Below are 15,718 nucleotides of genomic sequence, written 5' to 3'. Positions count from 1 at the left end.
TAGCGTGTTGCCCTGACAATTCAGGCAAAGAAAATGCGGCGGCAAACAAGGTGTTCTCCCAATGATGAATTGGCTGCAAAGCAGCAGCGACATGGCCGAACGGGTGCGCCTGCATGATTGGGCCAGCACCCCGCTGGGCCCGTTGGAGCAGTGGCCGGACGTGCTCAAGACAACCGTCGCGCTGTGCTTTGCCTCAAGCTTCCCCCAGGCCATCGTTTGGGGGTCTTCCCTGACCATGCTCTACAACGATGCGTTTATTCCGATCCTCGGTGACAAGCCCTACGCGTTGGGGCGCCCGTTCAGCGAGGTGTGGAGCGAAGCCTGGAATGACATCAGCCCGATCGCCAAGGCCGCGTTTGAAGGGCACGCGACGTATATCGAGAACTACCCGCTGCTGATCGAGCGCGGCGCCGGTACCGAGCAGGCCTATTTCACCTTTTGCTACAGCCCGATCCGCGACCCCCACGGCAGCGTGGTCGGCATGCTCGACACCGTCACCGAAACCACCGCCACCGTGTTCCTCGCGCGCCGCCTGGCGATGCTGGACGCCATCGGCAATGCGGTGGCCAACGCCACCGACGCCGAAGCCATCATGACCAGCACCACCCGCCTGCTGGCGCAGCACCTGCAGGTGTCCAATTGCGCGTATGCCGACATGGACGCCGATGAAGACGGTTTCACCATTCGCGGCAACTGGGCGGCGCCGGGCTCGCCGAGCATCGTCGGGCGCTACAGCCTGGCGTCGTTCGGCGCCTTGGCGGTGCAGCGCCTGCGTGCTGGCGAGCCCTTGGTGATCCGCGACAATCGGATGGAATTTCCCCCCGACGAGTCCGCCAGCTACCAGGCCCTCGGGGCCACGGCGACGGTGTGTTTCCCGCTCATCAAGGAAGGCCGGCTAACCGCCCTGATGGCCGCGCACCATAAATCGGCGCGGGTCTGGTCGCCCTATGACCTGGCGCTGCTGGGCGAAGTCACCGAACGTTCCTGGGCCCACATCGAGCGCGTGCGCGCCGACGCCGCCGTGCGCGAAGGGCTGGCGGCCTTCAGCGAATTGAACGCAACCCTGGAGCAGCGGGTGGAGGAGCGCACCACCGCCCTTACCCAGGCCGAAGCCGCACTGCATCAATCGCAAAAGCTCGAAGCCATCGGCCAATTGACCGGCGGCGTGGCCCACGACTTCAACAACCTGCTGACCATCATTCGTTCCTCGGTGGATTTCCTGCGCCAGCCAGGGTTGTCCGAAGAACGCCGGCAACGCTACCTGGGCGCCGTCTCCGACACCGTCGAACGCGCCAGCAAGCTCACCAGCCAACTACTCGCCTTCGCCCGCCGCCAGCCGTTGAACCCGGAAGTCTTCGACGTGTGCCAGCGCGTGACCAACATCGGCGAGATGCTTGAGAGCCTCACCGGTGCACGCATCCACGTCCAGGTCGAGTTGCCGGCACACCCGTGCCATGTGTGTGTCGATTCCAGCCAGTTTGAAACGGCGCTGATCAACATTGCCCTCAACGCCCGCGATGCCATGGACGGCCAAGGCACTTTGACCCTGCGGGTGGCCCATGTCTCGACGCTGCCGCGCATCCGGGGTGAAGCCGAAGCACAGCAGTCGTTCGTCGCGGTGTCGCTGAGCGATACGGGCGAGGGTATTCCCGGGGGCACCTTCGAGCGCATTTTCGAGCCCTTCTTCACCACCAAGGCCGTGGGCAAAGGCACCGGGCTGGGCTTGTCGCAAGTGTTCGGGTTCGCCAAGCAATCGGGCGGCAACGTTGACGTGAGCAGCACGCTGGGCCAGGGCACGCGGTTTACCCTGTACTTGCCCGCCGTGGCCGCGCAAGCGCAACAACAGCCAGGCCCGTCCCATGAGCCTGGCTTGCACCTCGACACCGCGCAGCGGCATATCCTGATCGTCGAAGACAACCTGGAAGTCGGGCGTTTTGCCAACCAGATCCTGCAAGACCTCGGCTACCGGACCACCTGGGCCACCCATGCCGAACAGGCGCTCGCGCTGGCGGGCCCCGACGCCATGGCCTTCGACGGTATTTTCTCGGATGTGGTGATGCCCGGCATGACCGGCGTGGCCATGGCCAAACTGCTGCGCCAGCGCCGCCCGGACCTGCCGGTGGTGCTCACTTCCGGCTACAGCGAAGAGCTGGCCGACAGCGGCTATGAGGGTTTTGAATTCCTGGCCAAGCCCTACTCCGCCGACCAGGTGGCACGGGTGCTGGCCAAATCCATGCAGCGCGACTGAGCGTCTACTCGGCCACGGCAACCTGGTTGCGACCCTGAGCCTTGGCGCGGTACAGCGCCTTGTCGGCGGTATTCATCAGGCTGTGCAGGTCCTGGTCAACACTGCGGATCGACGCCACGCCGAGGCTGGCGGTCAAACCGTGCACCGGCTCGGCGGCCAGCCCGGAAATCGCGCGGATCAACTGTTCGGCGATACTGCGCGCCGTTTCCAGGGAGGTATTGGGCAACAGCACGGCAAACTCTTCGCCGCCCAGCCGGCCGTACACATCCGTCTGACGAAACGAGGCGCTGATCACCCCGCCGATCTGGCGCAACACCTGATCGCCCGCCTGATGGCCGTAGGTGTCGTTGATTTCCTTGAAATGGTCCATGTCCAACATCAGCGCACACAGGGGCTGGCTGTTGTGACGGCACTGTGCGTACAACAAGTGGGCATGTTCGAAGAACGCGCGGCGATTCATCAAGCCGGTGAGTTCGTCGGTCTGGGCGGCGCGCGTGGAAATACTGTGGGCGCGTTCCATTTGCCGGGTCAGGCGAAAGGCTTTTTCCAGGGCATCGGACAGTTTGCGCGTGGCGCTGACCACAAACGTCGAAAACACCAGCACCGCCACGGCCACGCCGACTTGCATGGAAGACGGCTGGAACAGCAGCCACACCGTGCACGGCAACAACACCAGGGCCATGGACATCAGCGTCATGTAGCGATACGCCGAATAACACGACACCGCACTGACCGACATGCCCACGGTGAACAACATCACCAGCACCTGTGACACGCGGTCGTCGGTAGGCATCACGGCCAATGCGCCCGCCCCCCAGATCCCCGCAGACAACATCAGTGTCAGCCAGTAGCGACGCTCCCAGCGGTCCGGTGTACGTTCAGCATGGGGGCAGCGGAACCAGCCCATGAACAGATGAATGCGCAGCAGCGACGACGCCCCCAACGCCACCAGCCAGATCAGGATGACCTGGTGGGAAAAACGGTCCCAGCACAACCAACACAGCATGACCGCGCCGAGGAAACTGCCGAAAATGGCGGCAAATGATTGTCGAAACAGCTGGTGCAAACGGTCGGTCCGCACCTGCTCCTCAATAACGCAATCCTGGTCCTGCCCACGCTCAAGGCCATTCATGAAATCCGCCTGCTTCGACTGCCACGACAAAGGCGCCATTGTGGCACCCTGCCACCAATCTGAACAACTGAATCCAGCCAGATAGAGCCGTTGTTAGGCCCTAAACGCATGCGATATCCATCGACGCCAAATCATTGGCTGTGATTATCGGCCCGCCGTCAAAAAACCTGGGCCTCCCCGTTAACGGTTGCATCTATCCAGCGCGGCTCCATGGGGTCACTCCAAACCGAGGTCGGCGGTGTATTGCCATCGCTGATCAGGATCAGCCGGCCTTGCTGGCTCCACTCCTGCATGCGCGCCTTGAATTGGGCGGGATAGTCCGAGGCCTTGCAGGTGATACCAGCCCAAGGGTCAACAACCCAGGCATCGGCCCATTCCGGCCCGGTAAAGCCCTTGCTCTTGGAATAGCCAGGGGGGCCGCCGACAATGCCGAACGTGTGCCCTTTGACTTGCGCGATACGCGCATTGCCACCACTGGCGTTGATGGTATCAACGGCAACCTTGGCCATCTGGTCGCAGTTCCCGGCCCCGGTCTTCAGCACGATTTCGGAATAGTTTGGCGCACCTGTGCGCGTGTAGAGCCAACCTACCGTCTCGGCGGCAGAGTCTGCGCGAATCTTCTCACCGGGTTGACCGGGCACTTGTTGATTGGCGGACCTGATACCCGTGGCCTGGAACTGATCGTCAACGGCCTTCCTCCCCCCTTCAACATAGAGCCGGTTTTGATCCGCTGGCTGCAGTTGGGAAAAATCTGCCGGCTTCTTGATGGGTTCGAGTCGAATCGGTTTTGCCGCCACCACCACCTTTCCTGGGTTGGCTCCAGACGCGTAAACGCTCATCAGTACTTCGCGCTGTTTCTCGGGAGTAAGACCTTTCAATACCTTGGCAAGGTGTTCGATTTCCGCGTGGGATAGAGGATTCTCGGCCACAATTTTCTTGACCAGGCTTTCCATGTTAGGCAGGACAATCAACTGATTGTTTGGACTTTTCTGCGCAGCAAAACCGTGAAAGTCCCTGTATTGATCATGAGTTTCAATAAAATGCCGGCTGACGGGGTTCCTGCTATCCAAGCGGTAAAAGTCGAGCTTGCCTGTGGTGTTGAGCTCCGCGCAGTAATGAACGCCGGTATCGCCCTCGACCACCACGTATTGCCGGCCATTGTGGTCGACTTTTTGGCCTCTGACGATTCGTTGATCATTGCTCAAGTCGCTGATCGCATCCACTTTCACCACTACCGTGTCGTTGTTGAGCGAGCGAGGTACGCCGAAATCATCAAAACCGAAATCTGGCTCCTTGATCACTGTGCCCGATGTTTGTGGCTTGTAGGTCACAGGCCGCGAAGTCGCAATCGGCAACAGCTCTTGCTGACCCGCTTCATTGACTCGGTATAAACGATGCTCGTGTACCACCGTGCGCGGCCTGTTAGCCTGCGCAGGGCCAGGAATCAGCCGACGGTGGTCGAGGGCTTGGGCGTCCTGGAAGATGGGGGTTCCACCGGGCTCGATCTCTTTGGTGTAACAGAGGTCATTGAGGTCACGCTTGGACCTGCGTCCCCCGCTGCCACACGTCGTTGCAAACCCTTCCAACGGACCGCCATGATCAGGGCCGCCCAGTTTGCTCAGGCTGTCCGGTTTGCCAGGGTCAAACCGAAAGACATCATCACCAACGACCACATCGGTGTGATTCTTCCTGTTCAACACCCGTACCTCATCTCTGGAGATGCCCTCGGGCACTCGTAAGCTTGCGCCTTCCGGTAGGTTTCTGGAGGTCAAGGGTATTTTCGGGGTGACGTCATAACGCCCTTTTCCAGGCAGTTGTTTGAAGGGCGATGACTGCCTGAACTGCGCAATGCCTGCCTGGATATTGTGGATATCCCCTTTCAGGAACTTCAGGCCTTTCCCTCCCTTGAAGTTGAAGCCCGCCATTACCGGTTCAAGCGGGTTCAGGTTTTGTACAACAGAAACACCAAATTGCTTCATCAACGGCAAGAATTTAGGCAGCAGCGCGCGCATGCTGAGCTTGCCAAGATTGGCCAACACTCGCACCGAGCCAGCGGCCAGCTTGCCGGCCGGCCCTGCGAATGTAAAAAGACCGTCGATGACAAGACCGACAATGCCATCTTTGGTACGGCCGTTGACGAGGTCCTCGATCCCACTCCAGAAAGGGATAAAGAACTGGGCCACGCTTTTCATACGCTCCCAGAAATTCTCGTCATTTTTCTGCGCTGAGCTCTCCCTGTCAGGGTCCGACTCTGCCCACTCGCGCAATTTTTCCTCATCGACATAAAACAATTTTTCGGTAATGGACTTGGCAATGGCTCCCGAGCGTTCTGATTCCAGGGTGTTTGGCACTGCAGCGTTACCGACGCGGCCAGTGGCGGAAAAATGATCGAGCTGTTGCGGAACAACTATCGAAAAGCTCTTGGGCCGCAGGCCTCTGCCAGCCTTGTATTCGTCCCACTGTTTCTTGTACGCCGCCCTGCCGGTGCGGCTATTGCGAACAACCAGCTCTTCGGAAGGTACGCCATCATGGCTGTGTTCAATGGAAACAAAGTCTTTGTCATAACTTTTTTCAGCCGGATCGTAGGTCTCGAGGACTGGTTTCAAGTCGTCGCGTCGCCGGGCTATGCCCTTGACCGGGTTGATTTCATAGTAGCTTGTCTGCCCTTCGTGTTCCGCCTTGAGAATGAACCCCGGGCGGGTCTTGGCGGCCTTTTTCTGCTCATCTGTTTCATTTTTTGTATCGGGCTTGACCCGCAGTGCATAGACCGTGGTTGCACCCTGTTCAATCGCTACACGGTCCTGGGTCGGCAACTGCGATAACAGGCTGCGCAGTACTTTTTCATAACCCGACTTGGCCTTCGCCAAATACTGATCAAACGCAGACTTGAAACTATCTTCGTCATAAACAGGGTATTGATAGATAAGATCGGAGGGCCTGATTTTTTCGCCATTGAGGTGCCGGTACAACGCAAAGAACGGGCTTATCAACGACAAGAATTCAGTCCGGGAAGTGCCCTTTTCCATTTTCTCAAAGTAATCCTTACGCATGGGCACATCGACTGCAAGTTGCGCCGTCGCCTCTACGATACCGTTGACATGCTCATCAAAAGCCGCCACTGCCTTGGTGACTTCTGCCTGCGAATACGCCTCTTTTTGTTCAATCACGCCCTGCAAAGCAGCCCACTCCAGCGTCGCCGGAATACGGGTCGCCGCGATAAACGCCCACTGCTCGTTTGTCGTCGCCTGTTCGCTGAGCTTGCCGGGCAAGTCCACCAACTCTTGAAAGCTCATGTTTTGTGACGAGCCGGCTTCAATCGCCTCCGCCAACGCCACACCATGCTTGAAATTGACCCACACAGCGGATCCTTGATAGTGCAACTCCGCCGGGATATCGCGCACGGAAAAATCTGCCGGGAACTGTGGGCGGAAAAGATAAATGGCCAGGCTCGCGTCGGCGGAAGAGATGTTATTCGCGGCGATCAGGTGTTGCCTGAACTGTGCATCAATTTCTGCGTAGCTCTTGTTTCCATGCTCGCTGGAAGCCAGATGAAACCCTGCAACATATCCGGGTTTGCGCGATTGCACTGGGTCAAGGCTCAAGGTTATCGCTTTGATCAATAACTGGACTTTCACTGCAGAGGAGATCAGCCCCTCCAAAGAAAAGGCACCACCGCCGAGTTTTTTCAGCAGCGCTTTAACCAGTTCTTCAGCCTTGGGTGATTTTGCAATCAGCTCCAATAAAGTAGCCGGCGAGCGCTGGGCCTTTTCGAGCGCGGACGCGGAAATACCCTCCGTCAAATAACTCAGCAAAGGCTTTTTGTACTTGTCTTGTACCTCACCCACTAATGCAGATATTGAATCGTCGTTGCTGTCCCGCAACAACGCATCAGCCTTGCTTGACTCATTCCCTATGCCCAGGACAATTTCGCTGCGGGTATTTTCCAGCGCGTCAATCGCCGCTTGTACTTGCGTTGGCGTGCTGGGGTTGGCCGGGACAATGCCGTAGTACTTGAGCATATTGTCGAGCCGGTTGGTGCCCGGCTGAGTCGAGCCGTTTTGCGGAATAAGCGGTGAATCCTTGTTGAGGAACAAGCTTTTCTTCTGGGCATCTGGGGCTTCTGCCTGAGCCTGAAGCTCGCGTAAAGCGTTCAACATTTCATCCAGGTCAAGCAGCTTTCCCTGCACCTGGGTAGCTGGGGAGTCGGGGGTACGAGCGGGACCCGTCGCTGGCGCAGGGGCCAATTTGGCGACGGGGTTGGTTGCAAGATTGGAGCGTGGCGCGCTGAGTGCTGTCACAGGAGCACGCACGTTATTCGTTGGGAATGGCGTCATGGCAGAGGTTTCATCTCCGGGAGTGCTATACACAGACCGAGCGACGAAACGAGGTGTGTTGAAAGACCTACGCCCAATCGCTGACGTCCATGTGTGGACACCCCGTAGGAAATTGTTCCAACGCTATACATGACAATTTGCGTCAAGCTCCCACGGGCGTGTCGCCACTGCACGCCCGCAGGTTTTTAGAAACATCAGCCCTTCTTGGAGATGGCCGTTATTCAGGACGCAGGATCAGCACGCCAAGCGGTGGCAGATTCAGCGTCAACGACACCGGTTGCCCATGGCGCGGCTCATCCTGAGTGAACACTTCACCCCCATTGCCATAGTTCGAACCGGCATAAGTGTCGGCATCCGTGTTGATCACCTCGCTCCAACGCCCGGCAAATGGCACACCCACCGCGTACGCTTCACGGGGCACCGGGGTGAAGTTGGCCACCACCAGCACCGGTCGGCCGTCCTTGCTCCAGCGTAGCCAGGCGTAGACGCTGTTGATTGCATCGTCGCCGATCAGCCACTGGAAGCCCTGGGGCGCGTCATCCTGTTCGTGCAGCGCCGGCTCCTCGCGGTACAGGCGGTTCAAGTCGCCCACCAGTTTCTGCACGCCCTTGTGTTCGGCGTATTGCAGCAGGTACCAGTCCAGTTGCTGGTCGTGGTTCCACTCGCGCCATTGACCGAATTCGCAGCCCATAAACAGCAATTTCTTGCCGGGGTGCATCCACATGAATGCCAGGTAGGCGCGCAGGTTGGCGAACTTCTGCCAACGGTCGCCGGGCATCTTGTCGATCAGCGAGTGTTTGCCGTGCACCACTTCGTCGTGGGAGATCGGCAGGATAAAACGCTCGGACCAGGCATACACCAGGCCAAAACTCAGTTCGTTGTGATGGTGGGCGCGGTACACCGGGTCTTGCTGGATGTAATGCAACGAATCATGCATCCAGCCCATGTTCCATTTGTAGTTGAAACCCAGGCCGCCCTGTTCGGTCGGTTGGCTCACGCCGGGCCAGGCCGTGGATTCTTCGGCGATCACCAGCGCGCCGGGCGCTTCCTGCGCGACGACATCGTTCAAGTGCCGCAAAAAGTCGATGGCTTCGAGGTTTTCACGACCACCATGGCGATTGGGCACCCACTCGCCCGCCTTGCGCGAATAATCGCGGTACAGCATCGACGCCACGGCATCCACCCGCAGGCCGTCCACGTGGAAGTGCTTCAGCCAGTGCAACGCCGAAGCCAGCATAAAACCATGCACTTCGGTGCGGCCGAGGTTGTAGATCAGCGTGTCCCAATCCTGGTGAAAGCCTTCCAGCGGGTTGGCGTATTCATACAGCGCGGTGCCGTCAAATTGCGCCAAGCCATGGGTATCGGTAGGAAAATGCGCCGGCACCCAGTCGAGGATCACACCGATATCGGCCTGATGCAGGGCGTTGACGAAGTAGGCGAAATCTTCGGGCGAACCGAAGCGCGCCGTCGGCGCAAATTGTGACAGCGCCTGGTAGCCCCACGAGCCACCGAACGGGTGTTCCATGATCGGCATCAGTTCGATATGGGTGAAGCCCAGTTGCTGCACATAGGGGATCAAGCGCTCGGCCAGCTCGCGCCAGCCGTACTGGCGGGCGACTTCGCCGGCCTCGTCCAGCTCGCACTGCCAGGAGCCCACGTGCAGCTCGTAGATCGACAGTGGCGCCGTGGTCTTGTGCTTGTCGAGGCGTGATTGCATCCAGTCGTGGTCTTGCCAGTCCACCTGCAACGGCGCGGCGACTTTCGACGCGGTGTCGGGCGGCAGCTGCGTAGCCAGCGCACAGGGGTCAGCCTTAAGCGGCAAGATGCCATTGGCGCCAAGAATCTCGTACTTGTAGGCCGCGCCCGGTTGCAAGCGTGGGATAAAGATCTCCCACACGCCGGACGGATGCCGCAGGCGCATCGGATGACGCCGGCCGTCCCAGATATTGAAGTCCCCCACCACCGACACCCGCCGCGCATTCGGCGCCCACACGGCAAAGCGCACGCCTTGCACACCATCCACCGTGGTGACTTGCGCGCCGAGGCAACTGCTGAGGTCACGGTGGTTGCCTTCGGCAAACAGGTACAGGTCCATTTCCCCCAGCAACAATTGGCTGAAGCTGTAGGGATCTTCGGTGATCTGCTCGCCACCGGCCCACTGGATCTTCAGCAGATACGCCTGGCGCGTGGTGAAGTGCCCGACAAACAAGCCCGGCACCTGGGTCGCGTCCAGGCTGCCGAGCGGCTCGCCGTTGTCGCGTGCCAGCACCTGGACACTCAGTGCCTCCGGCAAGAAGGCGCGGATAAACTGGCCGCCCTGTTCGTCATCGTGGGGCCCGAGAATCGAGAACGGGTCCGGGTGCTCGGCGCGCACCAGCAATTCGATGTCGTTGGACGCCGGCAATGCAGTCAACTTGGGCTGCAGCGGTTCTTTATGTGTAAAGCTCATGACGTCTCCCCACCGCGTGCAGTTTTCGATATTGGTTCAAGCCCGCTCAACAAACGGTGCAGCCCTTGCAGGGGCACCGGTAGCCAGCTGGGACGGTTTTCCGCTTCGTAGGCCACTTCGTACGCGGCCTTCTCCAGACTGAACAACGTCAGCGCGGCGTCCTGGCCATTGGCTTCCTGCCAGTCATGCGCCAGTGTAGACGTAGCTGCCTGATAAGCCTGGATAAATGCCTGACGTGCGTCATTCAGGTAACGATCAGTCACGCGCTGGCGCGCCAGCTCGGCTTCGGGCGAATGGTCCAGCCCTTGCCCATTCAAGGCCAGCGCCGCCGCGTAATCAAACGAGCGCAGCACGCCACTCACATCTTTATACGGGCTGTGCTTGCCGCGTCGTTCATTCAGCGGCCGCGCCGGTTCGCCTTCAAAGTCGATCAAGTAGGCATCGCCCTTCACCACCAAGACCTGGCCCAAATGCAAATCACCGTGGACGCGTATGCGCAGCCCGCCGACCGTGGCTTTCGCCAGGGCCTGTACATGCCTGGCGATGGCTTTTTCCTGCGCCAGCATCTCAGTGACCCGCAGCTGGTCCGCAGGGTTCAACTGGGTTTGGTGATGACTGAGCAATTGCAGGGCGCGGTCGATCTGCGCGCCGATATCCTTGGCCCACGCCTGGGTGTCTTTGACCCGAGTGACTTCAGGCTTGAAGTCAGGATCAGCCGTGTCCGCGCCCAATACCCCATGCATTTCGCCCAGGCGCTGGCCCAGCAACCCGGCGAAATCCTTCAGCTCGCCGAGGGCGTTGTAGTGCTGTTCCTGCTCGGAGATGGCCCCGGCCAGTTCATCACGGATCGCCCGTTCCAGGCTGTTCTGGGTCCATGCCCACGCGTCGCCCTGATTGCTCAGGTAACCCTGGGCGATCATCAGCAGGTTGTCCTGCCCTGCCCCGTCCCGACGAATCACGGCACCCAACAGCGGCGAAATATTCGGGTAACCGGCGGCGGTCAGGTAGGCGCTCATTTCCAGTTCCGGATGCACCCCACTGGCGACCTTGCGGATCAGCTTGAGCACCAGGCTTTCGCCCACCACCACCGAGCTGTTGGACTGCTCGGCCGACAGGTAGCGCACCGGCGCGTCGTCCGTCAGTTGCAACTTGGCCAGGTGGGGCGTGGCGTCAAACCGCAGCTCGCCTTCGCTGGAAGGCAGCCGCGTGCCGGCCTGCAAGCCCTGGATCACTGCGCGAATAAAAGGCTCAAGGCTGAATGCATCGGTCACCAGCCCCACCTGGTGCGCGCGCCGCACACGGGCCAGGGCCAGTTGCTGGGGCAAGGCGCTGGTGAGCTGGTCTTCCGCGAGGAAGCCGAACGGCAGCTGGTAACGGCTGACCTGGCCGGCGCTGGTCACATCGATTTCGCTGAGCAATACCGGGTGCTGCGGGTCACCGAAGCGCACACCGTAGGCGATATGCACGCTGTCGATGGCGACATCCTTGGCCGCGAACCAGCGCCGTTTGGGCAGCCAGGCAGGCAGCGCGGCCTTTTCCAGCGTCGCGCGGCAGGGTTGCTCGAGCAGTTCTTCCAGGCGTTTTTTCAGCACCAGGGTGGTGAAATCCGGGATGCTCTGCGCCGGTTCGACATGCCAGCTGGGCATCTGGTTTTCCGCCGCCAGCACAAACCAGTAGAACCCGTAGGGCGCCAGGGTCAGCAGGAAATGCAACTGGCCGATGGGCGGAAAGGCGTTACCACCCAGCATCTCCACGGGCACCATCCCCGCGTACGCCGACAGGTCCAGCTCGGCCGCCTGGGCGCTGCGCGACACGTTGGCCACACACAGAATGATTTCCGTGCGGCCGTCCTCGCCAGTGAATTCACGGGTGTAGGCCAGGATGCGGCGGTTGGCCGGCGAGAGCATATTCAAGCGCCCCCGGCCAAACGCTTTGGATTGTTTGCGCACCGCCAGCATGCGCCGGGTCCAGTTCAGCAAGGAATGGGGGTCCTGGGCCTGGGTCTCGACGTTCACCGACTGATAGCCGTACTGCGGGTCCATGATCGGCGGCAGCACCAGGCTCGCCGGGTCGGCGCGGGAGAAGCCGCCGTTGCGGTCGATGGACCACTGCATCGGCGTGCGCACGCCGTCGCGGTCACCGAGGTAGATGTTGTCGCCCATGCCGATTTCATCGCCGTAATACAGGGTTGGCGTACCGGGCATCGACAGCAGCAGGCTGTTGAGCAGTTCGATGCGCCGGCGGTCACGCTCCATCAGGGGCGCGAGGCGGCGGCGAATGCCGAGGTTGATGCGTGCGCGGCGGTCGGCGGCATAGTAGTTCCACAGGTAGTCGCGCTCTTTGTCGGTGACCATTTCCAGGGTCAATTCATCGTGGTTGCGCAGGAAGATCGCCCATTGGCAATTGGCCGGGATCTCCGGGGTCTGGCGCAGAATGTCAGTGATGGGGAAACGATCTTCCTGGGCCAGCGCCATGTACATGCGCGGCATCAGCGGGAAGTGGAAGGCCATGTGGCATTCGTCGCCGTCATCACCCTTTGCGTCGCCGAAGTAGAGTTGCGTGTCTTCGGGCCATTGGTTGGCCTCCGCCAGCAACATACGGTCGGGATAGTGGGCATCGATTTCGGCGCGGATCTGTTTAAGCACGTCGTGGGTTTGCGGCAGGTTTTCGTTGTTCGTGCCGTCGCGTTCGATCAGGTACGGGATGGCATCCAGGCGCAGGCCGTCGATGCCCATGTCGAGCCAATAGCGCATCACCGACAGCACGGCCTTCATCACTTGCGGGTTGTCGAAGTTGAGGTCTGGCTGGTGGGAATAGAAGCGATGCCAGAAGTACTGGCCGGCCACCGGGTCCCAGGTCCAGTTGGACTTCTCGGTGTCGAGGAAAATGATGCGGGTGCCGGCGTACTTCTGGTCGTCATCGGACCACACGTAGAAGTCCCGCGCCGCCGAACCGGGCTTGGCCTTGCGGGCACGCTGGAACCACGGGTGCTGGTCGCTGGTATGGTTGATCACCAGTTCGGTGATGACCCGCAGCCCGCGCTTGTGGGCCTCGGCAATAAAGCGCTTGGCGTCGGCCAGGGTCCCGTAGTCGCTGTGGACGCCGCGGTATTCGGCAATGTCGTAGCCATCATCGCGCCGTGGCGAGGGGTAGAACGGCAACAGCCACAGGGTGTTTACACCGAGGTCGGCGATGTAGTCGAGCTTGGCGATCAGCCCGGGAAAGTCGCCGATACCGTCGTTGTTGGCATCGAAAAAGGATTTGACGTGAACCTGGTAGATCACCGCGTCCTTGTACCAGAGCGGGTCCTGGGTGAAGGGGGATGGGGTGGGTTTCTTCGCCATTGGAAACTCCTGGAAATACGTTCAAAACCACCTGAAGAAACTCGGTCCATGTGGGAGCTGGCTTGCCTGCGATAGCGGTCCATCAGCCAATACAGTTGGCACTGATAAACCGCTATCGCAGCGATGCGGCGGCCCGACAAGCCAGCTCCCACATTTTTTGATCTCCACAGGGTTTAAGAGAGGGTGATACGCCAGATCCCGAACGGCATCTGCGGCTCCAGCCGCATCCACTGGGTCTTGCCATACCAGGTCCAGCGATGGCCATTCATCAAGTCTTCACCCTGGGTCTGCGCATCGTCCGGCAAGCCCAATTCCCACAACGGCAATTCAAAATTCGCTTCCTGGGCGTTGTAGGGGTCGAGGTTCACCGCGATCAGGATAAAGTTGCTGCCGTCCTCACTGCGCTTGCCGAAATAGAGGATGTTGTCGTTCCAGGCGTTGTACAGCTTCAAGCCCAAGTGCGTCTGCAGCGCCGGGTTTTGCCGGCGGATGCGGTTGAGTTGGGCAATCTCGGCGATGATGTTGCCCGGCGCGGTGAAGTCTCTGACACGGATCTCGTACTTCTCTGAATCCAGGTATTCCTCTTTGCCCGGCACCGGCGCGGCTTCGCACAGCTCATAACCCGAATACATACCCCACAGGCCCGAGCCCATGGTGGCCAGCGCGGCGCGGATCAAAAAGCCCGGACGGCCGGATTGGTGCAGGAACCCCGGATTGATATCCGGCGTGTTGACGAAAAAGTTTGGCCGGAAACATTCGCGCCACGGCGATTCATTCAGTTGGGTGAAGTACTCGCTCAGCTCGGCCTTGGTGTTGCGCCAGGTGAAATAGGTGTAGCTCTGGGTGTAACCGACCTTGCCCAGGCGCGCCATCATCGCCGGCGTAGTAAAGGCTTCGGCGAGGAAGATCACCTCCGGGTGCTGGGCCCGCACATCGCTGATCAACCACTGCCAGAACGGCAGCGGCTTGGTGTGGGGGTTGTCGACACGAAAGGTCTTCACGCCCTCGTCGACCCAGCCCAGCACGATGTCGCGCAACTCGATCCACAGGCTGGGAATGGCATCCGCCGCATAGAAATCAACGTTGACGATGTCCTGGTATTTTTTCGGCGGGTTTTCCGCGTACTTGATCGTGCCGTCCGGGCGCCAGTTGAACCAGCCGGGGTGCTGCTTGAGCCACGGATGGTCCTGGGAGCACTGGATGGCGAAGTCCAGGGCGATTTCCAGGCCGTGCTCGGCGGCGGCCTTGACCAGGCGACGGAAGTCATCGCGGCTGCCCAATTGCGGATGGATCGCCTCGTGCCCGCCCTCCTCGCTGCCGATGGCGTAGGGGCTGCCCGGATCATCGGGGCCGGCGGTCAGGGCGTTGTTGCGCCCCTTGCGATGGCTGCGGCCGATGGGATGGATCGGCGGGAAGTACAGCACGTCGAAGCCCATGTCATGGATCATCGACAGCCGCGAATGCACGTCATTGAACGTACCGTGGCGCGCCGGATCGTCGGTGATCGAACGGGGAAACAGTTCGTACCAGCTGGCAAATTGCGCGGCCTGGCGCTCGACATCGATCGGGTACACGGTGCTGATGCTCAAATAAGCACGGTGATCGGCCTGGGTCATCTGGTGCGCACTGTCTTCGTGCAGGAACCGCGCGACCTGCTCGGTTTCCAGCAGGCCGGAGAGTTCGTGGTGCAGCAACATCAGGCGGTCGCGCAGTTCGTTGTCGCTGCGCTCGGCGGCTTGCAGCACCAGGCTGCGGCCTTCCTGCAATTCAAGGCTGACCGGCACGCCGGCTTCGTGTTTCTTGCGCAATTCGTAGCAGAAGCTGGCAAACGTATCAATCCAGGCCTCAATGCAATATTCATGGGGGCCTTCGCTGGTGACGGTAAACGTGCCCTCCCAGCCATTGTTGCCCACATCGCTCATCACCACGCTGTGCCAGCTTTCGTCCTGCAGCGACCGCCAGCGGATCAGCACCGCGAGCTGGTCATGGCCGTCAGCGAACACCTTGCTGGTGACGTTGACCCGTTGGCCAACCACGGCCTTGACGGCAAATTCGCCGCCGTCGATCACCGGCATGGTGCTTTCGATTGCGATCCTGGGCAGTAACAGTGCCTGGGACAGCGCTAATGCAGTTGCATTGGGAACCAGTGTTTCAGCAGTCATCGAGCATCTTCCCCTTACGCCCAGTGGACGCTCTTTGCTTGATCCGGGT

At 60.2% G+C, this 15,718-nt stretch carries 6 protein-coding genes; 1 reads left to right on the top strand and 5 read right to left on the bottom strand.

Annotated features, from left to right (window positions below; translation table 11 throughout):
* Positions 1–61 precede the first annotated feature (61 nt).
* The gene (locus tag DBR46_RS28755) at positions 62–2,248 is read left to right on the top strand and encodes a GAF domain-containing protein (protein WP_124529597.1); all 2,187 of its coding nucleotides are present in this window, start codon (positions 62–64) and stop codon (positions 2,246–2,248) included.
* Positions 2,249–2,252: 4 nt separating this feature from the next.
* Here the strand turns inward: DBR46_RS28755 and DBR46_RS28750 are convergent, their stop codons facing one another.
* From DBR46_RS28750 to DBR46_RS28730, 5 genes are all read right to left on the bottom strand, one after another.
* Positions 2,253–3,419, bottom strand: coding sequence for a diguanylate cyclase (locus tag DBR46_RS28750; protein WP_124529595.1), 1,167 nt, complete (start codon positions 3,417–3,419; stop codon positions 2,253–2,255).
* 119 nt (positions 3,420–3,538) lie between these two features.
* On the bottom strand, positions 3,539–7,714 hold the full coding sequence (locus DBR46_RS28745; protein ID WP_124529593.1) for a hypothetical protein: 4,176 nt from the start codon (positions 7,712–7,714) through the stop codon (positions 3,539–3,541).
* A 217-nt stretch (positions 7,715–7,931) separates the two neighbouring features.
* On the bottom strand, positions 7,932–10,163 hold the full coding sequence (gene glgB, locus DBR46_RS28740; protein ID WP_124529591.1) for a 1,4-alpha-glucan branching protein GlgB: 2,232 nt from the start codon (positions 10,161–10,163) through the stop codon (positions 7,932–7,934).
* Positions 10,160–13,507: a maltose alpha-D-glucosyltransferase gene (gene treS / locus DBR46_RS28735; protein WP_124529588.1), complete on the bottom strand. Its 3,348-nt coding sequence runs from the start codon at positions 13,505–13,507 to the stop codon at positions 10,160–10,162. Before treS ends, glgB begins: the two co-directional genes overlap by 4 nt.
* A gap of 173 nt (positions 13,508–13,680) precedes the next feature.
* Positions 13,681–15,669: an alpha-1,4-glucan--maltose-1-phosphate maltosyltransferase gene (locus DBR46_RS28730; protein WP_124529586.1), complete on the bottom strand. Its 1,989-nt coding sequence runs from the start codon at positions 15,667–15,669 to the stop codon at positions 13,681–13,683.
* Positions 15,670–15,718: the final 49 nt, after the last annotated feature.

The sequence above is a fragment of the Pseudomonas sp. KBW05 genome (genome assembly GCF_003852405.1).
Classification (GTDB): Bacteria; Pseudomonadota; Gammaproteobacteria; order Pseudomonadales; family Pseudomonadaceae; genus Aquipseudomonas.
This window is presented reverse-complemented; position numbering and strand designations above follow the sequence as displayed.